The sequence below is a fragment of the Mycobacterium syngnathidarum genome, from assembly GCF_001942625.1.
GTDB lineage: Bacteria > Actinomycetota > Actinomycetes > Mycobacteriales > Mycobacteriaceae > Mycobacterium > Mycobacterium syngnathidarum.
In genome coordinates this window covers 23,742-46,935 of record NZ_MLCL01000042.1, presented here as the reverse complement: position 1 = coordinate 46,935, position 23,194 = coordinate 23,742, and the positions used below count along the sequence as shown (strand labels likewise).

20 protein-coding genes are annotated in these 23,194 nt (G+C 67.3%); 6 read left to right on the top strand and 14 right to left on the bottom strand.

The features are described from left to right. Positions 1 to 73: 73 nt before the first annotated feature. The 8 genes from BKG60_RS13355 to BKG60_RS13320 form a co-directional block, all read right to left on the bottom strand. A complete protein-coding gene (locus BKG60_RS13355; RefSeq protein WP_075909678.1) occupies positions 74 to 1,996 on the bottom strand; it encodes an ArnT family glycosyltransferase in 1,923 nt (640 codons plus the stop codon). Beyond that, positions 1,993 to 3,279 (bottom strand): bifunctional glycosyltransferase family 2/GtrA family protein, encoded by a 1,287-nt coding sequence (locus BKG60_RS13350; protein WP_075909677.1) that lies wholly within the window; start codon positions 3,277 to 3,279, stop codon positions 1,993 to 1,995. Before BKG60_RS13350 ends, BKG60_RS13355 begins: the two co-directional genes overlap by 4 nt. A gap of 55 nt (positions 3,280 to 3,334) precedes the next feature. Next, positions 3,335 to 5,194 carry a glycosyltransferase family 39 protein gene (locus BKG60_RS13345; protein WP_120764909.1) on the bottom strand — a complete coding sequence of 620 codons (1,860 nt, stop codon included), beginning with the start codon at positions 5,192 to 5,194 and terminating at the stop codon, positions 3,335 to 3,337. 19 nt (positions 5,195 to 5,213) lie between these two features. After that, the gene (locus BKG60_RS13340) at positions 5,214 to 6,824 is read right to left on the bottom strand and encodes a sensor histidine kinase (RefSeq protein WP_070946826.1); all 1,611 of its coding nucleotides are present in this window, start codon (positions 6,822 to 6,824) and stop codon (positions 5,214 to 5,216) included. Then, positions 6,802 to 7,506: a response regulator transcription factor gene (locus BKG60_RS13335; RefSeq protein ID WP_070188687.1), complete on the bottom strand. Its 705-nt coding sequence runs from the start codon at positions 7,504 to 7,506 to the stop codon at positions 6,802 to 6,804. Before BKG60_RS13335 ends, BKG60_RS13340 begins: the two co-directional genes overlap by 23 nt. A gap of 127 nt (positions 7,507 to 7,633) precedes the next feature. Continuing rightward, the gene (locus BKG60_RS13330; RefSeq protein WP_234998556.1) at positions 7,634 to 7,882 is read right to left on the bottom strand and encodes a hypothetical protein; all 249 of its coding nucleotides are present in this window, start codon (positions 7,880 to 7,882) and stop codon (positions 7,634 to 7,636) included. 75 nt (positions 7,883 to 7,957) lie between these two features. After that, a complete protein-coding gene (locus BKG60_RS13325; RefSeq protein WP_234998555.1) occupies positions 7,958 to 8,218 on the bottom strand; it encodes a hypothetical protein in 261 nt (86 codons plus the stop codon). Positions 8,219 to 8,280: 62 nt separating this feature from the next. Continuing rightward, positions 8,281 to 8,544: a hypothetical protein gene (locus BKG60_RS13320; RefSeq protein WP_070188679.1), complete on the bottom strand. Its 264-nt coding sequence runs from the start codon at positions 8,542 to 8,544 to the stop codon at positions 8,281 to 8,283. Positions 8,545 to 8,657: 113 nt separating this feature from the next. Here BKG60_RS13320 and BKG60_RS13315 point away from each other — a divergent pair, with 113 nt between their 5' ends. From BKG60_RS13315 to BKG60_RS13295, 5 genes are all read left to right on the top strand, one after another. After that, the gene (locus BKG60_RS13315; protein ID WP_070188678.1) at positions 8,658 to 9,635 is read left to right on the top strand and encodes an ABC transporter permease; all 978 of its coding nucleotides are present in this window, start codon (positions 8,658 to 8,660) and stop codon (positions 9,633 to 9,635) included. Further along, complete coding sequence (locus BKG60_RS13310; RefSeq protein ID WP_070946986.1) at positions 9,632 to 10,558, top strand: ABC transporter permease; 927 nt, start codon at positions 9,632 to 9,634, stop codon at positions 10,556 to 10,558. The genes BKG60_RS13315 and BKG60_RS13310 overlap by 4 nt, the downstream gene beginning before the upstream one ends. Then, on the top strand, positions 10,555 to 12,393 hold the full coding sequence (locus tag BKG60_RS13305; RefSeq protein WP_070946985.1) for a dipeptide ABC transporter ATP-binding protein: 1,839 nt from the start codon (positions 10,555 to 10,557) through the stop codon (positions 12,391 to 12,393). The genes BKG60_RS13310 and BKG60_RS13305 overlap by 4 nt, the downstream gene beginning before the upstream one ends. Before the next feature lie 102 nt (positions 12,394 to 12,495). After that, positions 12,496 to 14,178 carry an ABC transporter family substrate-binding protein gene (locus BKG60_RS13300; protein ID WP_239252908.1) on the top strand — a complete coding sequence of 561 codons (1,683 nt, stop codon included), beginning with the start codon at positions 12,496 to 12,498 and terminating at the stop codon, positions 14,176 to 14,178. Between the two features lie 8 nt (positions 14,179 to 14,186). Beyond that, on the top strand, positions 14,187 to 14,696 hold the full coding sequence (locus BKG60_RS13295) for a hypothetical protein (protein WP_070946984.1): 510 nt from the start codon (positions 14,187 to 14,189) through the stop codon (positions 14,694 to 14,696). Here BKG60_RS13295 and BKG60_RS13290 read toward each other — a convergent pair. From BKG60_RS13290 to BKG60_RS13275, 4 genes are all read right to left on the bottom strand, one after another. Then, positions 14,677 to 15,912 carry an alpha/beta fold hydrolase gene (locus BKG60_RS13290; RefSeq protein WP_070946983.1) on the bottom strand — a complete coding sequence of 412 codons (1,236 nt, stop codon included), beginning with the start codon at positions 15,910 to 15,912 and terminating at the stop codon, positions 14,677 to 14,679. The genes BKG60_RS13295 and BKG60_RS13290 overlap by 20 nt on opposite strands. 96 nt (positions 15,913 to 16,008) lie before the next feature. Further along, the gene (locus BKG60_RS13285) at positions 16,009 to 17,505 is read right to left on the bottom strand and encodes a GMC family oxidoreductase (RefSeq protein ID WP_070946982.1); all 1,497 of its coding nucleotides are present in this window, start codon (positions 17,503 to 17,505) and stop codon (positions 16,009 to 16,011) included. A gap of 27 nt (positions 17,506 to 17,532) precedes the next feature. Further along, entirely contained in the window at positions 17,533 to 20,166 is a 2,634-nt protein-coding gene (locus BKG60_RS13280) for an AAA family ATPase (protein ID WP_070946981.1), read from the bottom strand. After that, positions 20,163 to 21,314 (bottom strand): metallophosphoesterase family protein, encoded by a 1,152-nt coding sequence (locus BKG60_RS13275; protein ID WP_070946980.1) that lies wholly within the window; start codon positions 21,312 to 21,314, stop codon positions 20,163 to 20,165. The genes BKG60_RS13280 and BKG60_RS13275 overlap by 4 nt, the downstream gene beginning before the upstream one ends. Positions 21,315 to 21,425: 111 nt before the next feature. On the opposite strand from BKG60_RS13275, the gene BKG60_RS13270 reads away from it, so the two are divergent. Continuing rightward, a complete protein-coding gene (locus BKG60_RS13270; RefSeq protein WP_239252906.1) occupies positions 21,426 to 21,947 on the top strand; it encodes a SixA phosphatase family protein in 522 nt (173 codons plus the stop codon). Here BKG60_RS13270 and BKG60_RS13265 read toward each other — a convergent pair. Both BKG60_RS13265 and BKG60_RS13260 read right to left on the bottom strand, forming a co-directional pair. After that, entirely contained in the window at positions 21,944 to 22,498 is a 555-nt protein-coding gene (locus BKG60_RS13265) for a DUF3558 domain-containing protein (protein WP_070946979.1), read from the bottom strand. The genes BKG60_RS13270 and BKG60_RS13265 overlap by 4 nt on opposite strands. Further along, positions 22,498 to 23,091 (bottom strand): DUF3558 domain-containing protein, encoded by a 594-nt coding sequence (locus BKG60_RS13260; protein WP_070946978.1) that lies wholly within the window; start codon positions 23,089 to 23,091, stop codon positions 22,498 to 22,500. Before BKG60_RS13260 ends, BKG60_RS13265 begins: the two co-directional genes overlap by 1 nt. Between the last annotated feature and the right edge of the window lie 103 nt (positions 23,092 to 23,194).

The following is a 23,194-nucleotide window of genomic DNA, read 5'->3' as shown; positions in this document are numbered from 1 at the left end:
AGAATTGCAAGCATGACCCGGAATCTATCCGCCGGGCCGCCGCGGTGTCAATCACGGGGTGTCATTGCCGTGGTCAGGTACGCGGCGACGCGAGGTCGTACACCGGGGTGTTGCCGACCACGATCTTGGCGAAGGTCGCCTTCACCCAATCAGTGATCTGCGCGGCACTGCCGTGCTCTTCGCGCGGCGGCCCACCACGACCCCCCTCGGGCCGGTCCAGGAAATAGCGGACCTGGCCGTCGGCGACGTACTGCTGGAACTGGGCCAGCGTGGGCGAATCGTCGCTACCGGTGAACCCGCCGATCGCCATCAGCGACTCCCCCGTCTTGAGCTCGAGATCGCTGACCATCATCGACCCCACGCTCGCGGCGGCCCACCGACCATCGGCACCGGCGATGAGCTCGGCCAGGGCCGGATCGTCGGCGCGCCCGAAGCCCGGCGGTGGTCCGCCAGGTCCACCTGGCCCGCCGAAGCCGGCATCCCGCTTCGGACCCGACATGGCGATCGGCCCGCCGCTGTGTCCGGCCGCCACCGTCTCGACGGTGTAGGCCGCGGTTGCCGACAGTCCGAAGATGATTCCCGCCATCGCCGCCACCGCAGGCAGCTTGCCCGGACGGTGGGCCACCGTAACCAGGGCCACCGCGGTCAACAGAGAACCGATCAGAACGATCCAGCGCAGCGCCGGCAACCAGTCGGGGGTCCGGTCGAGCAGTACGAACGCCCACACTCCGGTGCCGGCCAGCATCACCGTAAGTATCAGCCGTCCCGCCGATCGCTCTCGCAGAGACCATAATTCGGTCACCGATATCCCCACGACCGCGGCCACGGCCGGAGCCAGCGCCACGGTGTAGTAGGGGTGGATGATCCCGTCCATGAAGCTGAACACCACGGCGGTGATCAGGAGCCAACCACCCCACATCAGCAGGCCGGCCCGCAGGCTCGCGGTCCGCGCGGTGCGACGCGTCAACCACAGCGCCGCCACGAGACCGACCAGCGCGGCAGGCAACAACCACGAGGCCTCGGTGCCCATGGACATTCCGAACATCCGGCCGATCCCCGGATCACCGCCGAACATCAGGTTGGCACCGCCGCCGGGACCATGGCCAGGTCCAGGGCCGTGGCCGGGTCCTCGACCCTCTTGCCCCAGGATGCGCTGCAGACCGTTGTAGCCGAATGCCAGTTGCAGCAGGCTGTTGTCGGTCGAGCCGGCGATATACGGCCGGGCATCGGCAGGCCACAATGCGACCAGCGCGATGTACCAGCCCGATGAGATGGCCATCGTGACCGCGCCGATCAGCAAGGTGCCCAATCGTTTCCCTATGCCGACGGCAGGCGCCGCGACCACAAACATCAGCGCCAGACCCGGCACGATCAGGAAGGCCTGCAACATCTTGGTCAGGAAGGCGAATCCCAGCGCACATCCGGCCAGTGCCACCCATCCAGCGCTGGCTCTGGCCGACACCGGCCCGACCGCCCGCACCATGAGGTAGGCCGCCAGCACCAGCAGCAACACCAGAAGCGCGTCGGGGTTGTTGTAGCGGAACATCGAGGCCGCGACCGGTGTCAGGGCCAGCGCCGCTCCGGCGATCAGCCCGGCAACCGGGCCGCTGGTCCGCTTCACGGTGGCATACAGCAGTGCCACCGTGCCCACGCCCATCAGAGCCTGCGGCAACAGCATGGTGAACTCGTCGAAGCCGAACAGCCGGCCCGACAACCCCATCGCCCACATCGCGGCCGGTGGCTTGTCGACCGTGATGGCGTTGCCGGCGTCCAGCGAACCGAACAGCCAGGCCTTCCAGGATTGCGTACCGGCCTGCGCCGCGGCGGCGTAGTAGCTGTTGGCCCACCCGGACGAACCGAGCGCCCAGAGGTAGAGCACCGCGGTGCCGGTCAGCAGTGCCCAGTACGAGGGCCGGATCCACCTCGGGGTCACGGTCTTCGCGGGTACGGCGGTCGGATCCGCGGAGGCCGGCGCCGGGTCAACTGTTGTCGTCATAGTCCTGTCTCCTGATTCGGCCCGATGGCGCGCCGCGTCCGCGAAGGGTGAAAGACCCATCCCCGCAGCAGGACGAAGCGCATCACGGTGGCCAGCAGGTTGGCCGCCACCAATACCGCGATTTCGACGCCGCGGTGCGGCACCGGAGCGACGATGTGCAGGAGGCCCAACGATCCACTGGTGATGGTCAGTGCGATCGCGAACACCGTCAGCCCCTCAAGATGGTGGCGGGTGATGTTGCCCGCTCCCGCGATACCGAACGTAAATCGCCGGTTGGCGGCCGTGTTTCCGATCGCGGTCACCAACAGGGCCACCAAGTTGGCCGCCTGGGCACCGACACCGGCGCGCAGTGCCGTGAAGAGCAACAGATAGGCCAGCGTGGAGACCACGCCGACGGCGGCGAAGCGCACCGCCTGGCGCAACAAGGATTGGGGTGCAGCCGATTTCCGTGACGACCCGAGCTGGGCCGCGATGGTGTTCACCGGGATCGAACCGTTGGCGAATCCACGGAGCAATCGGCCGATCCCCTTGAGGTCGGCGGTGGCGGTGGCGACGATGTCCACCCGGCTGTCCGGATCGTCCACCCAGTCCACCGGAACCTCGTGAATACGCAGACCGCTGCGCTCGGCCAGCACCAGCAGCTCGGTGTCGAAGAACCATCCGGTGTCGGCAACATGAGGCAGCAGCCGGTGGGCGACGTCGGCGCGGATCGCCTTGAATCCGCACTGGGCATCTGAGAACCGCGCGGCCAGAGTCGATTTCAGAAGCAAGTTGTAGCAGCGTGAGATGAACTCGCGCTTCGCCCCGCGCACCACCCGCGAGCCGCGGCCCAGTCGGGTGCCGATCGCCAGGTCCGAATGACCGGAGATCAACGGTGCCACCAGCGGCGCGAGCGCGGCCAGATCGGTGGACAGGTCCACATCCATATAGACCAGGACCGGCGCATCCGAGGCCGACCAGACGGTGCGCAGTGCGCGTCCGCGGCCCTTCTCCTCCAGTCGCACCACCCGCAGCTCGTCGAATTCGGCTGCCAGATCGGCCGCGATGCGCGGGGTGTGGTCGGTGCTGGCGTTGTCGGCGATGGTGATGCGGACGGGCACGGCGAAGTTCTCGTCCAGGTAGCGGTGCAACCGCCGTATCGAATGGGCAAGCGCGGCCTGCTCGTTGTACACCGGCACGACGACGTCGAGCACCGGGACCCCGGCCTCGCGGGCAGCCAATGCGGCATTGGGCCGTGACGCGAAGTGGAACCGCTGCTCGGGATCGTGGACCAAGGTTGTCATGACTTCATCGTTCTCCGGCGGCTTGTGATCTGAGTGGGGCGAAGCTATGCGCCTGCTATGTGTTCGTCGCACGTCGAGTCAGGTCGTAGATGGTGGTGTCATCGACGTTGATCGGGTTGTAGTGGGCCTGCACCCATTCGGCGATCTCGGTGGCGGCCCGGCTGCCGCTGGGGATGTGTCCGCCGAATCGGCCGGCCATGATGCGAGACCGGATGAAGTAGTGGATGGCCCCGTCATCGACCAGTTCCCGGAACTCCTGAAGCGTCGGCGCCGGATCGGTGCCGTTGAACCCACCGACAGCCATTACCGGTGCGCGCGTGGCCAATTGGTATCCCGCGGCGTTCGATGAACCCACCACGGCCGCAACCCAGCGATAATGCACGGCGTCCTTCGCCAGGGTCGCGGTCAGCACCGGTCCGGGTTCCGGGGCAGCGAACAGCCCGCCGAAACCGCCTCCGCGCGACGGCCCGACGGACGGTATGGCCCCCTGGTGCGGGCTGGCCGCGGTGGCGATCGAGTACGCAGCCGGGCCGGCCAGGCAGGCCACGACGGCCAGCACCGCAGTCGCCCGGACCATCCGGCGGTCCAACCGCCCCACCAAGAGCAGTAACACCGCCGCACCGACCCCGCCGACCGCCACCGCGACCCGCAGCCACGGATATGGATCGTCGTGGCGGCCCAGTAGCACTGCCGCCAGGATCGCAGTCGCCAGCGTGGCACCCGATATCGCCGTCGCGGCACGGATGTCGGAGCGATGCCGCCACAGTAACGTTGCGCCGATGCCGGTCACGGCGCCGATCGCCGGTGCCAGCGCCACGGTGTAGTAGGGATGCACGATGCCGTTCATGAAGCTGAAGACGACCGCAGTGACCAGCAGCCAGCCACCCCAAAGGATCAGGGCGGCACGGGCCGGATCGGTGCGGGTCGCGCGGCGAGTCAGGTAGACGCCGGCCGCCAGGCAGACCAGGGCCGCCGGCAGCAGCCAGGCAATGCCGGCGCCCATCTGCGATCCGAACAGCCGGCCCGGCCCGACATCGAAGTTGAGGTTGCCCAGGCCGCCGGTTTCATCTCCGGTGAGCCGGCCCAAACCGTTGTAGCCCAAAGCCAATTCGATGATGCTGTCATTCTGCGAACCGCCGATGTAAGGCCGGGCCGAGGTCGGCCAGAGCTCGACCAGCACCAGATACCAGCCGCCGCTGACAAGCATCACTGCCCCGGCGGTGACCACATCGAGCATCCGCCGGCCCAACGAGCGGTCTCCGGCGACCACCACCGCCGCCACGAAGGCCGGCAGGACGAGGAACGCCTGCAACATCTTGGCCAGGAAACCGAACCCGACTGCCGCCCCCGCGCTGACGAACCACCAACGGCTGGAGTCTTTTTCGATTCCGCGCTGCACGCAGTACGCGCCCGTCACGAGCAGCAGCACCAGGAGCGCGTCGGGATTGTTGAACCGGAAGATCAACGCCGCCACCGGCGTCAGCGCCAGCACCGTGCCGGCCAGCAACCCGGCCCACGGCCCGGCGGCCCGCCGCACCGCGGCATAGAGCAGCGCCACCGCTGCGACACCCATCAGAGCCTGCGGAACCAGAATGCTCCAGGAGTTCAGCCCGAACAAGCGCACCGTGATGTCGACGATCCACAACGCCGCGGGAGTCTTGTCGACGGTGATGGCGTTACCCGCGTCGCTGGACCCGAACAGCATGGCGGACCAGTTCTGCGCCCCGGCCTGTGCTGCGGCCGAGTAGAACGCGTTGGCCCACCCACTGCTCGACAGGTTCCACAGGTAGAGCACGGCGGTCGCGGCCAACAGCACACCGAGGGCCAGCCGGTGCGAACAGACGGAGAATCGCGCTACCGGCGCGGGGCTTGTGCGAGTACCTGTCTGCTCGACGGGAAGGACCAGCGTCACCACTTCATGTTTGTCGTGGCCGCTAGGTCTCCGATTGGTCCGTCCTGTGTGTGCGCTGTGAGCTCGACCGGGGAAGCCGCACCACGAACTCGGTACGACCCACCGTGCTGCTCACTTCGATGGCGCCCCCGTGTGCCTTGACCACCGCGTCGACGATCGCCAGGCCCAGCCCTGTGCTGCCTTCGCGTCGCGAGCGCGACGAGTCGCCGCGGGCGAACCGCTCGAACACGTCGGGCAGCAGCGCCGGCGGTATGCCGGGACCGTTGTCGGCGACGGTGATCAGCACCGCACCCGCATCTTCGTCGTCGGGCTTCAGCGACACCGTGACCGAGGTGCCCCCGGGAGTGTGGGTGCGGGCGTTGGCCAGCAGGTTCGCCAGCACTTGGTGCAGGCGGGCCTCATCGCCCTCGACGACCACGGGGTCCTCGGGCAGATCGAGTGACCACTGGTGGTCGGGGCCGGCGACGTGAGCGTCACTGACCGAGTCGACGACCAGCCGCGATACGTCGACCCTGTCGCTTTCCAGCGGCCGGCCGGCGTCGAGGCGGGCCAGCAACAGCATGTCCTCGACCAGTTGTGTCATCCGCGTCGTCTCGGACTCCACCCGGTTCATCGCGTGGGCCACGTCGGCGGGCAGGTCATCGTGTCTGCGCTGGGCGAGTTCGGTGTAGCCCCGGATGGCCGCCAGCGGGGTCCTCAACTCGTGGCTGGCATCGGCGACGAACTGGCGGACCCGGGTCTCACTCGCGTGGCGCGCCGAGAGCGCGCTGGCGATGCGGTCGAGCATCCGGTTCAGCGAGGTGCCGAGCTGCCCGACTTCGGTGTGCACGCCTGCCGGGTCGACCGGGACGATCGGCGTGGGCAGCCGCACCTCGCCACGGTCGAGTTCGAGATCGGCGACCCGACGTGCCGCTGCCGAAACCCTTGACAGTGGCGCAAGTTGGTGCCGGATGATCAGGATTCCGGCCACGGTCGCGGCGATGAGTGCGACGGCGGCGAGCACACCGAACATTCCGAGCACCCACAGCAGCGTGTCGTCGACGATGGCAGTCGGCAGGCCGGTGACGATGGTCTGTGGCCCACCGTGGCGTGGGTGCAGGCCGATCAACCGATACCGGCCCAACCCGTCGACGTCGACGGTCTCTGGTACCCGCGTCGCCGGAATCCGCGAAAGCTGTTCAGCCGCAGCTGCGCTGACCTGGACTCGGTCTCCTTCGCTGGTGATCACCCCGGCATCCACCGGCCGGTTCGGCGACACCACGGCACCGACCGTGCGCGCGGCCTGCCCCGGGGCGTTGAGAAATCCGGGGCCGGGCCCCTCTTCGGGGTCGAACGGTGCCCGGTGACGATGTAGACGCATACCCGGGGGCGGCGGGGACCCCGGGGGCGGGGGCGGCAATTCGAAGATCGCCGCCGAGCGACGACCGGCCTCGATCAGCTGATCGTCGAGCTGATTCATCAGAAACCGTTGTAGCGCAAACTCTGTGGCTACGCCGATGCTGATACACACCACAGCCAGCAGGACGACTTGCGTGACCACCAACCGGGCGCGCAGGGACCAGGTTCGCGGTGACCACCACCGGCCGGCGCTTGCGGTCGGCGCAGTCACCTCAGCGCGCGGGGCGGAGAACATAACCCGCACCGCGCAGTGTGTGGATCATCGGTTCGCGTCCGCTGTCGATCTTCTTGCGCAGATACGAGACGTACAGCTCGACGATGTTGGACCGGCCGCCGAAGTCGTAACTCCACACCCGGTCGAGGATCTGAGCCTTGCTCAACACCCGCTTGGCGTTGCGCATCATGAACCGCAGCAGTTCGAACTCGGTGGCCGTCAGGGTGATCGGGTCTCCACCGCGGGTGACCTCGTGACTGTCCTCATCGAGTACCAGATCGCCCACGACGATCTTGGCCCCGCCGTCTTCACTGGTCACCCCGGTGCGCCGGAGCAGCGCGCGCAACCGCAGCACCACTTCCTCCAGGCTGAACGGTTTGGTGACATAGTCGTCACCGCCCGCCGTGAGGCCGGCGATCCGGTCTTCCACCGAATCCTTCGCGGTCAGCAACAGCAACGGCAGCCCGGGGATCTGCTCACGCAGTTTGCGCAGGACGTCCAGGCCGCTCATGTCGGGCAACATCACGTCGAGGACCACGACATCCGGCGGGTTACCCCTGGCCGCGGCTATCGCACTCGCGCCGTCCCCGGCCGTCGTGATGTCCCAGCCCTCGTAACGCAACGCCATCGAGACCAGTTCGGCCAGTACGGGCTCATCATCGACCACCAGGACCTGGATCGGGTTTCCGTCGGCCCGCCGCATGACGGCACGCCCAGACTCGGATTCGGTGCCATTGGTCGTCGTGCCCACCGGCTCAGTATTCTCCCGCTCGCTAGGCCTGGACTGAGCGCTGTCTATGTGCCAGCTGTGAAAGTCGGCAGCCGCTGCCCTAGTTGCCGTACCCGTCGGGCAGTTTCGCCTTCACCGTCGGTTTGGCGAAGGAGGTTTCTGGCTCACTCGGAGCCGTTGTCTCGGTTACGGTTTCACCCGCTCCGGCGGCCGGCATCGGGCCGACCGTCGCCCCGCTGATCGGCACCTCCCCCACCGTCGCGCCGAGCGCTCCCATGCTTGCCAGTGCGATCGCCCCGACACCGGCCATCACGTACTTGGTCCGCTTGTTGCGTTCGTCTGCTGTCACAGCGACCTGCCTACCGCGTAACCAGCGGCGAGAAAACCGGCCGCGTTCCGGGCCCGCTGCCCGAACCAGCCCCGATCAGTGCGGCGTAGCAAATCCCGACGGCGTCGTTGCCGAGACGCTGGGCGTGGCCTCCGACGTGTCCGGGGCCGACGGCGCAGTGGTCTCGGTGACGGTCTGTCCAGTGGTGATCGCCGGCGGCTCGACCCGCTGCGGGGCGCCGGTGAGGTTACCGCCCGCGCCTTTCCCCAGCACCGCTGTGGCTAACCCGCCGATCGCACCGACACCGGCGGAGATCAATTTCAGATTTCGCCGATTGTTTTCCTTCGCGCTACCCATGTGTCTCACCTCCCGCCGCCTCGTATATCCCCGGCAGCCGGCGGTGAAACCACCACCTGCGATCAATGTGTGGTGGCGAATCCCGACGGTGGCGTGTAGCCGCGCATCGCCGGTACCGCCATCGACACCGCGGGCGCGGTGGGCGGCGTGGTCTCGGTGCTGGTCTGGCCGAGGTTCATGTGGGACCCCGACGCCAAGACTCGAGAATCCGCCCCGGCAACCGCGTGCAGGTCCGAGACCGCGCCGAACACGCCCAGCCCCACCATTGCCGCACCGCCGGCCACCGCGGCGATGACTTTCACCTTCTTGAGCCCGCTGACCTTCATGAATCTCAGTGAACGCCCGATTTCTATGTCGAGGCTGTGGCCCAACTGTCAGTTACCCACGTTCCCGGCTGCTTTACCCTGTCTGGCATGCAGCCGTGGCCAGGACCGACCGGATGACGCGCTTTCTGGCGCGCCGGCTGCTCAACTACATCGTGTTGTTGGCCCTGGCGTCGTTTCTCACCTTCACGCTGACGTCGCTGACATTCGAGCCGCTCGACAGCCTGCTGCAGCGCAACCCGCGGCCACCACAGTCCGCGATCGACGCCAAGGCCGCAGAACTCGGCCTCGACAAGCCACTTCCCCTGCGTTACCTCGACTGGGCGACCGGCGCGGTCCGCGGCGACTTCGGTACCACCGTCACCGGACAGCCAGTTTCCGATGAACTGTGGCGACGCATCGGTGTGAGCCTGCGACTGCTGGTCCTCGGTTCGGTTGTGGGCACCGTGATCGGTGTCGTGCTCGGCGCGTGGGGCGCCATCCGGCAGTACCGGCTCTCTGACCGATTCATCACGCTGCTCTCGTTGCTCGTGCTCAGCGCACCGACCTTCGTGATCGCCAATCTGCTGATCCTGGCCGCGCTCAATGTGAACTCGGTCCTGGGCGTGCAGATATTCGAGTACACGGGGGAAACCGCGCCAGTGCCGGTCGGCGGCGCCTGGGACCAGTTCGTAGACCGGCTTCAGCACCTCGCACTACCGACCTTCACCCTCGCTCTCGGCGCCATCGCCGGCTACAGCCGCTATCAGCGCAACGCGATGCTCGATGTATTGGGCCAGGACTTCATCCGCACGGCACGGGCCAAGGGGCTGACCCGCGGCCAGGCACTGTTCAAACACGGGCTGCGGACCGCGCTGATCCCCATGGCCACGTTGTTCGCCTATGGCGTGGCCGGTCTGGTCACCGGCGCGGTGTTCGTCGAGAAGATCTTCGGCTGGCACGGTATGGGCGAGTGGGTGGTACAGGGCATCGCGACCCAGGACACCAACATCATCGCCGCGATCACGGTGTTCTCCGGGTCGGTGGTGCTGCTGGCCGGGTTGCTGTCCGATGTCATCTACGCGGCACTCGACCCGAGGGTGCGGGTGCGATGAGCGACGCGACGACCACCTCAGCCCAGTCCGGTGTGCACACCGAGGAATTCGCCACGCGGCGCGTCCTGGTGCTCCGTCGATTCCTGCGCAACAAACCCGCGGTGGTGTCACTGGTGCTGCTGGTGGTGCTGTTCGTCGGATGTTATGCGTTGCCGCCGCTGCTGCCCTACAGCTACACCGATCTCGATTACTACGCGCTGCAGCAGCCACCTTCGGCGGACCACTGGTTCGGCACCAACGCACTCGGACAGGACATCTTCGCCCAAACCCTGCGGGGCATGCAGAAATCCATGCTGATCGGGGTCTGTGTGGCGTTCATCTCGACCGTTATCGCCGCCACGGTCGGCGCGGTCGCCGGATACTTCGGCGGCTGGCGCGACACCGCGCTGATGTGGGTCGTGGACCTGCTGCTGGTGGTGCCGAGTTTCATTCTCATCGCGATCGTCACGCCGCGGTTGGGCCAGTCCGACCGGGTGTTCTGGCTCATCGTGCTGTTCTCGCTGTTCAGCTGGATGATCAGCTCGCGGATCGTGCGAGGCATGACGCTGAGCCTGCGGGAACGCGAATTCGTCGTCGCGGCAAGGTATATGGGCGTGCGCAGTTGGCGGATCATCGCACGTCACATCCTGCCGAACGTGGCGTCGCTGTTGATCATCGACACCGTGCTCAACGTCGGTCTGGCGATTCTGGGCGAGACAGGTTTGAGCTTCCTGGGTTTCGGCATCCAAGCTCCCGATGTTTCGCTGGGCACGCTGATCGCCGACGGCACCAAATCCACCACCACGTTCCCGTGGGTGTTTCTGTTCCCGGCCGGGATGCTGGTTCTGATCGTGTTGTGCGCCAACCTCGCCGGCGACGGCTTACGGGATGCTTTCGACCCTGGCAGCGGCCGGCTCCGGCGCCGCAAGGGGGCGGCGCGATGACCCGGCTGCTGGAAGTGTCCGGTCTTAGAGTGGACTTCCCGACCGACACCGGCGCCGTACATGCGGTGCGGGGGGTGAACTTTCACGTCGACTCCGGCGAGGTGGTCGCGCTCGTCGGTGAATCCGGGGCCGGAAAGTCGGCCAGCGCCATGGCCGTCGTCGGATTGCTTCCCGAATTCGCCGAGATCTCCGGATCGGTGCGGCTGCGCGGCGAGGAACTGCTCGGATTGTCCGACGCAGAGCTGTCCCGGATCCGGGGAAACACCATCGGGACGGTGTTCCAGGACCCGATGTCCGCCCTGACCCCTGTCTATACGGTGGGCGACCAGATCGCCGAGGCACTCACGGTGCACAATCGCGATCTGGGTCGGCGTGCGGCACGGATCCGTGCGGTCGAATTGCTCGAGTTGGTCGGTATCGCCCAACCCGAACAACGCGCTCGAGCATTCCCGCACGAGTTGTCCGGCGGCGAACGCCAACGGGTGGTGATCGCCATCGCCATCGCCAACGACCCCGATCTGCTGATCTGCGACGAGCCCACCACCGCGCTGGACGTCACGGTGCAGGCTCAGATCCTCGACGTGCTCAAGACCGCTCGCGACGTCACCGGCGCCGGCGTGTTGATCATCACCCACGACCTCGGTGTGGTCGCCGAGTTCGCCGACCGGGCGCTGGTGATGTACGCCGGGCGGGCCGTCGAAGACGCCCCGGTGGCCGGGCTCTACGAACGCGCGCGGATGCCCTACACCGTCGGTCTGCTCGGTTCGGTGCCGCGACTGGATGCCCCGCAGGGCACCCGGCTGGTGCCTATCCCGGGTGCACCGCCTTCGCTCACCGTGGCACCGACCGGTTGCCCGTTCGCCCCACGCTGCCCGCTGGCCATCGATGGATGTGAGGCCGCCGAACCCGAACTCATCGAACTGGCGGCGGATCACCACGCAGCCTGCATCCGCACAGATCATGTGGCCGGTCGCAGCGCTGCCGAGATATACGAGGTGCCCAGGACCGGCGGCGACGTTGAAAGGCCTTCTGCCGAGCCCGATGTGGTGCTGCGGGTGCGAGAGCTGACCAAGACCTACAAGCTGACCAAGGGCGTGGTGCTACGCAGGCAGATCGGCGAGGTCCGGGCGGTCGACAACGTCAGCTTCGACCTGCGCAGCGGCCGAACCCTCGGCATCGTCGGCGAGTCCGGTTCCGGAAAGTCCACCACCCTGCACCAGATTCTGAATCTGTCCGCGCCGCAATCGGGTTCGATCGAAGTGCTCGGCTCCGACGTGGCCACGTTGAACCGGAAGACCAGCCGCGCCTTGCGAACCGAGCTCCAGGTGGTGTTCCAGGACCCGGTGGCCTCACTCGATCCGCGACTGCCGGTGTTCGATGTGTTGGCAGAGCCGTTGACAGCCAACGGAATCGACAAATCACGGGTCAATGACCGGGTGGCCGAGCTACTGGAATTGGTGGGCCTGCGGCACGCCGATGCCAGCCGCTACCCGGCAGAGTTCTCCGGCGGTCAGAAGCAGCGCATCGGGATCGCCCGGGCACTGGCGTTGCAGCCGAAGATCATCGCTCTGGACGAGCCGGTCTCCGCGCTGGATGTGTCCATCCAGGCCGGGATCATCAACCTGCTGCTCGACCTGCAGGACCGGTTCGGCCTGGCCTATCTGTTCGTGTCGCACGACCTGTCGGTGGTCAAGCACCTGGCCCACGACGTCGTGGTGATGTACAAAGGCTCGGTCGTGGAACAAGGGGCCGGGGATGCGGTGTTCGCCGACCCACAGCACGCCTATACCCGCAAGTTGCTGGCTGCGGTGCCACAGCCCGGACCGGCAAGGTGAGTATCCTGCACGTCGCGGTCTCCGCGTCGAAAAACCCGGTCCCCACCGGCGCTGTCCGAGTCCTCACCCCATAGTGGCCCGGGTACCTCTAGCATCGGCGGGATGAACGGATTGAAGATCCGCCGTTTGGCTGTCGCCACCGTTGTTGCCGGACTCGCCCTGAGCGGGTGTTCGGGCGGAGATCAGGAGACCCCCTCGGCCGGCGGTACCGCCGAGATCGGCACCACCAACGACATCAATCCGCAGGACGTCGCGAACCTGCGGCACGGCGGTAACCTGCGCCTGGCCCTGACCGAGTTCCCGTCGAACTTCAACCCGCTGCACATCGACGGCAACACCGGCGATGTCGGCTCGCTCACCAGGCCCACCATGCCGCGCGCCTTCGTGATCGCGGCCGACGGATCGGCGACGGTGAACACCGACTACTTCACCAACGTCGAGCTGACGGGCACCAACCCCCAGGTGGTCACCTACACGATCAACCCCAAGGCGGTGTGGTCCGACGGCACGCCGATCACCTGGGAGGACATCAAGTCCCAGGTCGAGGCCAACAGCGGCAAAGACCCGGCGTTCGTCATCGCCGCGCCCAACGGCTGTGAGCGGGTGGCGTCGGTGACCCGCGGGGTCGACGACCGCCAGGCGGTGATGACCTTCGCCAAGCCGTACGCCGACTGGAAGGGCATGTTCGCCGGCAACGGCCGGCTGCTGCCCAAGAGCATGACCGCGACCCCGGAGGCGTTCAACAAGGCTCAGCTGAACCAGCCGGGGCCATCGGCGGGCCCGTTCCTGGTGTCCAACATCGACCGGGGCGCGCAGCGGATCACGTTGAGCCGCAACCCGAAATGGTGGGGTGCCCCGCCGCTGTTGGACACCATCACCTACTTGGTGCTCGATGACTCCGCACGCATCCCGGCGCTGCAGAACAACACCATCGACGCCACCGGCACCGGCTCGCTGGACGAACTGACCATCGCTCGCAAGACCCCGGGTATCAGCATCCGTCGCGCCCCCTCGGCCAGCTGGTACCACCTGACCTTCAACGGTGCACCCGGTTCGATCCTGGCCGACCCGGCCCTGCGCCGTGCGGTCGCCAAGGGCATCGACCGTCAGGCACTGGCCAACATCACCCAGCGGGGACTCACCGACAACCCGGTGCCCCTGGACAATCACATCTTCGTCGCGGGTCAGCAGGGCTATCAGGACAACGCCGAGTCAGTGGCCTTCGACCCTGAGAAAGCCAAGGCCGAACTCGATGCGCTGGGATGGAAAGTGCCTGAAGGACGCCAATTCCGAGAGAAAGACGGTAAGGAACTCGTCATCCGCAACGTGTTCTACGACGCGGGCAGCACTCGCCAGGTGGCCCAGATCGCGCAGAACATGCTCGGTCAGATCGGGGTGAACCTGCAGCTGGACACCAAGCCGGGGACCGGCTTCTTCAGCAACTACATCATCAAGGGCGACTTCGACATCGCCCAGTTCGCTTTCCTCGGTGACGCCTTCCCGCTGAGCTCGCTCACCCAGATCTACGCCCAGGACGGTGCCAGTAACTTCGGCAAGATCGGCAGCCCCGAGATCGACGCGAAGATCGAGCAGACGCTGGAAGAACTGGATCCGGCCAAGGCGCTGGTGCTGGCCAACGAGCTGGACCGGATGCTGTTCGAGGAGGTGTTCAGCCTCCCGCTGTTCCAGTCACCGGGCAACGTGGCGGTGCGCAGCAGCCTGGCCAACTTCGGAGCCCCCGGACTGGCCGACACCGACTACACCAAGGTCGGTTTCCTCAAGTAGCCGCGTCCGTGCACGTCGAACTGATCGAAGACACCACCGTGCACATGGCTCCGGGGATGTACAGCTGGTGCACCCTGCTGACGTTCGCGTTTCCGGCCGCGATGTCGGGGACCGATCTGATCAACAGCGTCCTGGCCCATCCCCGCTACCACCACGACTGCGCTTCCCCGTGGACTGGCGTACCCGGCTCCAGGCATGGTCCATACCGGATGGATTCCCTCAAAGTTGATGGCTTCCAGCGATGTTCACATGCCGATGCGGTGGCGACGCTGTGGTCATGGCCCGCGACCAACCTGAACCCGTGGGTCAGCAGCAGCCTGCTGTTGTCGCGCGAGTTGATCATGGCGTGGACGTCGCCGATCCTGGGCACCGCGGACGAGATCTACCGGCTCAGCTTGCCGCGGAAGGACAACGAACATCCAGACGGATGGGTCGTCGGTCTCAACGGGTTCCACGAGTTCATCGCCGTCTGCCGCAACCGGGGCGTGGCCACCGTCATCATCGCCACGGACGATTGATTGCCGCCTCCAAGGCAGTCGCCACCGCGATCGCCGACACCGCCACCCGGATGACACCGCGCGAGGGCAGGTCGTCCAGTTCGTCGGCGGTGGCCGAGAGTTGTTCCGCCGCACCGTCACGCACCGCCCGGATCACCGCGAACGCCGCCTGCTCCCTGGTATCGAGCACGCTGTGCGCCACGGTCGGCATCCGTACCAACACAGCCCCGGGCACCAGTGCCGCGATCCGCTCGGCCACGGCCGGCGGCGTGGTCAGATCCCGGCCGCCGGACACCACGACCGTAGGCCAGTGGAACTCGGGCAACTCCGCCGGGAGATCGAAGGGCTCGGACTCGAAAGGCTCGTAGAACTTCGCGTTGCCGATCATGTCGGCCATCTCCAGAGCCGGGTCCAGTGGCAACCCATCGGGGGACCCGGCGTAGTTCAACTCACGAAAGGCGATCCGGCCGACGAGGTCGACCTCGTTGTGGTACGGCGCTTTTCGCGTCGACAGCCGGCTCAGCCGCGCCAGTGCCGACCACACCAGGGTGCGCCCGCGCAACAGCAGATCGAGCTGACGGTCCAACATCGCGGGGCCGCCGAACCCATACAGCAGGCCGGCCAGCTCTCCCCCTCTGGGGGCCAGTACCCCGTCGGCAACCAGGCGCCGGACCTTGGGGGCCAGGTCCGCGGTCTCGGGATCGGTGCCTTCCCACAGCAGACCGCGGATGGCGCTGCGCATGGCCTCGATGTCGGCGGTGGACAGCAGCGGCGAGTCGAGCACCATCGCCGCGATCCGGTCGGGGTGGCGCACCCCGAACCCGGCGGCGACATAGCTGCCGTACGACGTGCCGTAGAGCACCGCCTCGTGCACGCCGGCGTCGTCGAGCACCGCGGCGATATCGTCGACCACCTGCTCGACGGTGATGGCCTCCCTAGGCAGATCGGCCCCCGCGTCGGTGTGCCGCGACATCCCGATTCCCCGGTGCTCGATCATGATCACGTCGAATCCGGCGGCAGCCGCACGCCGGCGCAGCGCCCGGTAGGGCTGGATCGAAGCCACACCGGGACCGCCCGGGATGATCACCACCGGATGTGCAGACTTACGCCCGGCCCGTACGTAGAACAGGTCGAAATGCTCGTCGGAACCGGGAATGACCGGGCGTCGCACCGCCCGCACCCCCGGTAGCGCGGCGAGCTTGTCGTGCACCCGTCTGCGCTTGGCGTTCATCGTCATTGCGGTCCATTGTGCCGCGCAACACTCAGATCAGATAGATGGTGAAGATCGAGTTCGAACGCGACGGCATGGTCGAAGGATCAAACTGATCCAAGATCAACCCGTGATCAGCTCAGCGGCCTTCTCTCCGATCAGCACGCTGGGCGCATGCGTGTGACCACGGATGAGCGTGGGCATCACGGACGCGTCGGCGACCCGCAACGCCTCGATCCCCCTGACTCGCAGCTGTGGGTCGACCACGCTGTCCTCGTCAGTTCCCATCCGGCAGGTACCGACGGGGTGATACAGCGTGTGCGACAACGAATTCAGGGCACGGGTGAGCGTCTCGTCGTCGAGCGTGGACGCGTCGAGCGGCCGGGCCACCTTACCGACCACGTTCGCGAGGGCCGGGGACCGGGCGATCTCGGCGGTTATCCGCAGACCGGCCATCAGCGCGGTGCGGTCGGCCGCATCGCTGAGGTAGCGCGGGTCGATGATCGGCTTGTCCATCGGGTCGGCGGACCGCAGCGTGACGGTGCCGTGGCTGCGGGGCTTGAGCAGAATCGGGCCCATCACGACGGCATGGCCGTACGGGTCGCCGATACCTTCTTCGAAGAACGGGGCCGGAGCGAAGATCAGTTCGAGATCGGGCAGGTCCAGATCCGGTGTGCTGCGGACGAATCCGTACGCCTCTCCGACGTTCGAGGTCAGCATGCCCCGCCGCCGGGCCAGATAGTTGACGAGTTCGAGCGGCTTCTCGGCGGCGAACAAGCTGTCATTGCGGACGTCGAAGCCCAGCGGAACGACCAGGTGGTCAAGGAGATTGGTGCCGACGCTCGGCGTGTGCCGGGTTACCTCGATACCATGGCGCGCCAACTGGCCCTCGTCGCCAACTCCGGACAGCATCAGCAGTTGGGGCGAGTTGATCGCGCCTCCGCACAGGATGACCTCGTGGCGCGCGGTGGCCACATCCCGAACTCCGCCCTTGTCGAATTCGACGCCGACGGCCCGGTTGCCCGCGAAGATGACCCGCGTGGCGGTGGCCTCGGTGATCAGGGCGAGATTGTTCCGCCGCAAGGCCGGTTTGAGGTATGCGTCGGCGGTGCTCCATCGGGCGCCGCGACGCTGGGTCACCCTGGTCTCACGGAACCCGGTGTGTCCGCACTCCTCGGCCGCGGCCAGCCATGCGGCCGTCGAGCTTCGTGGGCTGCGCTGCGCCTCGATCACCAGCGGGCCGGCTTCGATCCGCTGCAGATACTTCTCCAGGCCGGCGTAGTTCCAGCCCGCCCCGGCCCGATCGCCCCATTCGTCATAGTCGGCGGGAAAGCCCGGCACCCACATCATCGCGTTCATCGACGACGAGCCGCCAAGGGTTTTGCCGCGCGGCCAATAGATCTGGCGACCGTCGAGCTCGGGTTGCGGCTCGGTCAGATAATCCCAGTCGACCTCGCTGCGGAACAATTTCGAGAACGCGGCCGGGATGTGGATGAACTTGTTGCGGTCGCGCGGTCCGGCCTCCAGCGCCAGCACCTTCAGCTTCGGGTGTGCGCTCAGCCGGTTCGCCAGTACCGCACCGGCCGAACCGGTCCCCACCACGACGTAATCAGCCTCCACGTGGCGGAGTGTATGCGGCCGGAGCGGCTATATGGTCAATTCGATGTGGTGCGCCGCGCCGACGCTCGAGTAGCGCTCCGGGCTGCAGGTCAACACGATGACCTGCCCGTCCCCGCCGACGGCGTCGAACACCGCGCCCATCTTGGTCAACCGGTCCGGGTCGGTGAAACCGAGCGCATCGTCGATGATGACGGGCACGCTGTCCTCCTTGGCCACCATCGTGGCCCCGGCCAGCCGCGCCACGATGGCCAACTGCTCCTTGGCGCCGCCGGACAGCGATTCGTACGGGACCGTCCGACCGGACAGTGTGCGGGTGCGGATGTTGAGATCACTGTCGACGTCGACCTCGAAGTCATCACCGAACACCAGCCGGCCCAACCGCTGCACCTCGAGGCGGAACGGATCGGCATAGCGCTGCCGGGTCGCGTCGCGGTGACGCGCCATCACCGACCGCAGCGTCTCGGCCGCGCGGGCCCGGCGGTGCACCCGGAGATACTCGGCGTGGGCGTGTTCGCGTTCGGTCTCGGCAGCATCGAGATGCCCCTTGCGCCCCTGCGTGCCGTACACCTTGAGCTGGGCGGCCACCTCGCGCAGTCCCTCGACCGCGATCTCGTGCCGGTTGTCCAGGTGTTCGGCGCGGCGCGCTGCCTCGTCGAGCGCAGACCGCACCGAATCAGGTTCTGTTGCCGACAATTCGGTCTGCAGCGCCGTCACCCGACCCGCGGTGGCGGCCGCCTCGTCGTCGGCACCCTGGGCTCTCACGGCAAGCTCGTCGTCGCTGGTCTGCGCGCGCTGGAGCTCCAGGCGACCGCCGGCCACCGTCAGCTCGGCCTGGGCGGTGGTGAGCTTGTCGCGCAACACGCTGCAGCGGGTCGACTTCTCCGACAACTTCTTGGCTGCCGCGACCACCACCTTGCGGCTGGTCTCGCAGTCAGCCACCGCCTGACGGTGCGCCGCCACCGCGGTGTCGAGGTCGGTGCGAGCAGTGGTGACATCGGTGGGCCCGGACAGCTCGAACAGCCCCGCCTCATCGGGCTGACCGGCTTGCAGCTGGGTCAGCCGCGCCCGCAGCACCGTCAGGTCATCGTCCCCGGTGAGAGCATCCACGGTGGCGCGCAACCGATCCCGGCTTCCGAGCAGTTCCCGGCGGCGGACGTCGAGAGCGCGCGCGGTGTCCACATCGTCGGCCCCGGCCGCGGCCAGCGCGGCCGTCAGCACATTCTGCGCCTCGTCCAGACGCGCCCGGGTCTGCGCTGCCGGAGCGCCGGGCACCACGCGAACGGTCAGCACCCCGGGCACGTCGATCTCGGTGTCCGCGGTGGTGTTGACCGACCATGGCTGCCCGGCCGCCAAGGGCACCTGCGCCTGGTCCACCCGGACGTCACGGTCGGCGGCTGCCACGAGTTCGATTCGGGCCGAAGCCAATTCAGCCTGCCCCGCAGCACGTTCCACCGCCACCGCGGCCGCTTCGATGGCCCGCATGCCGGCGTCGTCGAGCGCGATCTCAGCGAGTTCGCGGGTGACCTGGTCGAGGTCACGTACAGCGGTATCGATCTTGCTCAACCGGGTGGCCAGCCGGTCAGCCTCGTCACGTTCGGTCATCCGGGTCAGGGTGGTGCGCGCTGCCTCCACCCGGGATTCGTGCTCCTGTACGGCCACCAGGGCCTGTTCAGCCGCTTCCTCGGCGGCCTCGTGAACTTCACGCGCCGTGGTGGTTTCGTTGTCGGCCACGGCAAGCGCGGACTGTAGTTCGGCGATGGTGGCGGCACGCTCGTCGAGTTCGGCACGCAGCCGGCGGCGTTCGGTGAGCGCCGCGGTCGATGCGGCCTGCGCCACCCGGGCGGCTTCGGCAACCACCTCGGCCTCTTTGAGCCGCTGGACCAGTGCGGCAACCGCGTCGGCGGCCTTGCGCGCGGCGGCCAGGCCTGCGCGTGCCTCTTCGCGTTGCGCGGCCGCATCCGCGGCCTCCACGCTGAGTTGGGCGTGCCGGCGCACCGCGTCATCCACTTCGGCCACGGCGGCCGCACACTGCGCCACCTGCTCCTCGGCGGCGGCGAGCCGCTTCGTCACTGCCGCCCACTCGCCGGTGGGCCGGCCGGTGGCGGTGAAGTAACGCAAGTACTCCGCATCGATCCGCTCGATCAGCAGCGGCTCGTCCCCGGAGAGTGCCACCGCCTCGCCCGCGGCCACGTCCAGCGCCCGGGCCAGCGCATCCGACCCCGACAGGTCGACCGGAGCCGTCGAGCCGGCCTGCAGCACCCGTTGGGCCTGCCACAGGCTGGTGTCCACCGTCTCGGCGAGCATCGCCAGCACCCGCTCGTGCGCTTCATCGCCACTGAGCTGCTCGCGGACCGGCGCCAGCACCGTCAACTGGGTCTCGGCACGCTTGTGAAAACGCTTGCGGTACATGAAACGGTAAGGGCCGGTGGATATTTCGGCGGCAACCTCGGCACCGACGTCGGCGTGGGTCGGCTTGACCTGCTTGACTTCCTTCTTGCCCGAGCGGTCCTTGGCTTCCAGCAGCAGATCCAGCGCCTCGATCATCGAGGACTTGCCGATCTCGTTGGCGCCGCTGACGACCACCACACCGTGATCCGGGAATTCGATCTCGCGGTGGGTGATGCCGCGGTAGTTGGTCAGGACCAGGCGATGCAGTTTCATGCCGCACTCCCCCGGTCGACCAGACGCAGCAACAGCCCCAGTGCCGCGCGTGCGTCGTCGGCCGCGGCGCCGTCGGTGCGAGCGGTGGCCACCAACTCATCGACCGCGGCCGCCGCGAACCCACCGATACCCAGGTCGTCGAATTCGCCATCGGCGGGCAGGACCGCGATCTCGGTGTGCCGCTCCCACTGCGTGAGCGCCGCGAACAACCGGGCATAGCGATCCAGGCAGGCGTCCAGCGCGGCCTTGTCAGTCACGGTCAGCGAGCCAGTCAAGGCCAGCCGTACGACGGTATGTTCCTTGTCCTCCAACAGATCCAGATTCAGATCCAGATCGGCCACATCGCGATCGGTGTCCACCTCACGGCGCAGCGTGATGAACCGCCACCGGCCCACTCGCTCGGACGCAACCCGAACGCCGCGCTGCGGATCGGTCTCGTCGATATCGACCACAAGTACGTGACCCGGGTCCGATTCGATGTCGTCATAGTTCGTCACCTCAGGTGAGCCCGAGTACCAGACCCGCCCGGTCGACCCGACCTCGGTGCGAGAGTGCTTGTCCCCCAATGCCACATAATGAACCGCGCCGCGGGCCAACGCGTCCTCGACAGTGGCCAGCCGGATCAGCGACGGCTTGCCCTTGTCCGGATCGAGGAGGTCGACGCCACCGTGGCCGACCACCACCCGGGTGGCACCGTCGGCCGGCAGACCGGCCAGCACGTCGCCGACCAGATCCGAGGTGGGCGCCTTGGACCGCCACGGCGCGGCCACGATCTCCAGCCCCGGGCGCACCTCGTGCACCCCCGCACGGTCGAGGACCACGACGTTGTCCGGGCATTCGGTGGTGAACAGTGCGCTCGTGTAGACCGAGGCGGCATCGAGCGGATCATGGTTGCCCGGCAACAGATACACCGGTACGCCGATGGCGCGCATGGCCTCCAGCGACAAGCTGACCTCACGCGGGGCCAACTGGTTGTGCTCGAACACGTCCCCGGACACCACGACGAACTCCGCGCCCGAGGCCGCGGCCACCGGGCCCAGCGCCGCCACCGCTTCGCGGCGCGACGCGGAGTAACGAGGCTGGGCCTCACCGCTGAGGAAGTGACGGGTCATGCCGAGTTGCCAGTCGGCGGTGTGCAGAAAACGCATCGGCCCCGTCCCTTCAGTGTCTCTCACCAAGCAAGGCGAGTGTAAAACTGCGGGCCGACAAGTCTCGGGACCTGCAGCGGCATGGCCTCAGGCTTGCCTACTCTGTTGAGAATGGCCGCCCCCGACAGTCCGATGAGAACCCTGCTGCTGATGCGCCACGCCAAGTCGGACTATCCCGACGGGGTGGCCGACCACGACCGTCCCCTGGCCGCGCGCGGCATCAGGGAGGCGGCGCTGGCCGGAGACTGGATCCGGGCCAACCTCCCGGCCGTGGACGCGGTGCTGTGCTCTACGGCAGCGCGCACCCGGCAGACGTTGGAGCGCACCGGCATCGACGCGCCCGTGCAGTTCGCCCAGCGCATCTACGACGCCCGGCCGGGAACCGTCATCGACGAGATCAACGGTGCCACGTCGCGTTTCGGCACCGATCCGTCGACGCTGTTGGTGATCGGGCACGAGCCCGCCGTGTCCGCCGTCGCTCTCGGGCTGTCGGACGGCTCGAACCGATCTGCTGCGGAGAGTATTTCGCTGAAGTTCCCGACCTCGGCGATCGCGGTGGTGCGCGTCAACAGCTCATGGGACCAGCTGGCACTCGGCGGTGCGACACTGATGCGCTTCCACGTACCCCGTTAGGAGTTGGTGGCCAGCGTCAGTTCCATGAGCTTGATGGCCATGGGGCAGGCATCGATCCCCGGGGCCTGCGGATTGACCCACCAACCCACCACACCGGCCGCGTCGCTGGCCACGCCGCACGCACCGTTGAGCCCGTCGGGCCTCATGATGATCGAATCGACACCGGCGATCCGCCGTTGCTCGATCCCGTACTGCAGCTGCTCGGCCGTCTGACGTTCGTTGTCCAGGCTGCCCTGCTCGTACCAGAACCGGGTGATGTCGACCAGGCCGGCCGGGTTGGCCGCCTGCCAGCGGCACACTGCGCCGACGAACGTGCTCTGGATGTCCAGCGGGTCGGCACCCACCGTCTTGGCGAGGATGTCCGTGGTCAGGACATCGCACTCCTTGAGGAGGTTGGGGTAGGTCTTCTCGGACCTGTTGTTACTGGGGCCGCTGATGGACCCCTCCTTGGCGGCGGTGCCGTCGACCGTGGTGGTGCAACCGGTCAGTCCGGCGAAAGCCGCCAGCCCGGCGAGCACGGCCGTCAGTCCTCTGATCCCACGTCGCGTCATCATTTGGAATTCACAATCGACTGGCGGGTCAGTTCCTTGGCGACTTCGCACGGATCGGGATAGGGCTTCTGGTCGAAGCTCACGGACCACTCGATGAAATCGTCGTCGAATTGGATACCGATCTCACACAGATTCACGTCGCCGGCTTTGAGCGGGTTCTCGCCGATCGCGATGAAACCGCCGTGGCCCTCGATGTTGATGTCCTCCACGCTGGTCCGCGACAGTTCCTCGGTCTTGCGCTCGCGGCCGATCGGGCTGCCCCGGAACCAGGTGAACGAGAAGTGCGGTCCCAAGATGCTGCCACCTTGCAGCCACTGGCAACCCGACGAATTGGTCGCGGTGTTGACCAGCCCCTGCACCTGCGTCAACTCGGTCACCGTCTGGTCCGTCACGCCGCCGCAGTGCGGAAAATGCGGGCCGTGCTTGGCGGCACCGCCTGCGCTCTGCGTCTGGGTCTGGGGAACCTCGGGGGATGCGGGCTCGTCGGTCGAACACCCGGCGAACACCGGGACCATCGCCGCAGCCAGTACCGCCAAGGTTCTGGCATTGCGGTGTAGTGGCTTGGTGGACGTGCGGGCAGTCACGCCATGCACTGTAGCTGCAACACCTACGCCCCATCCCGACATGCTGACTGACCTGGCCTTTCTCCAACACGGACACGATGACTGCGGGACACGGAACCACACAGGCAGGTGT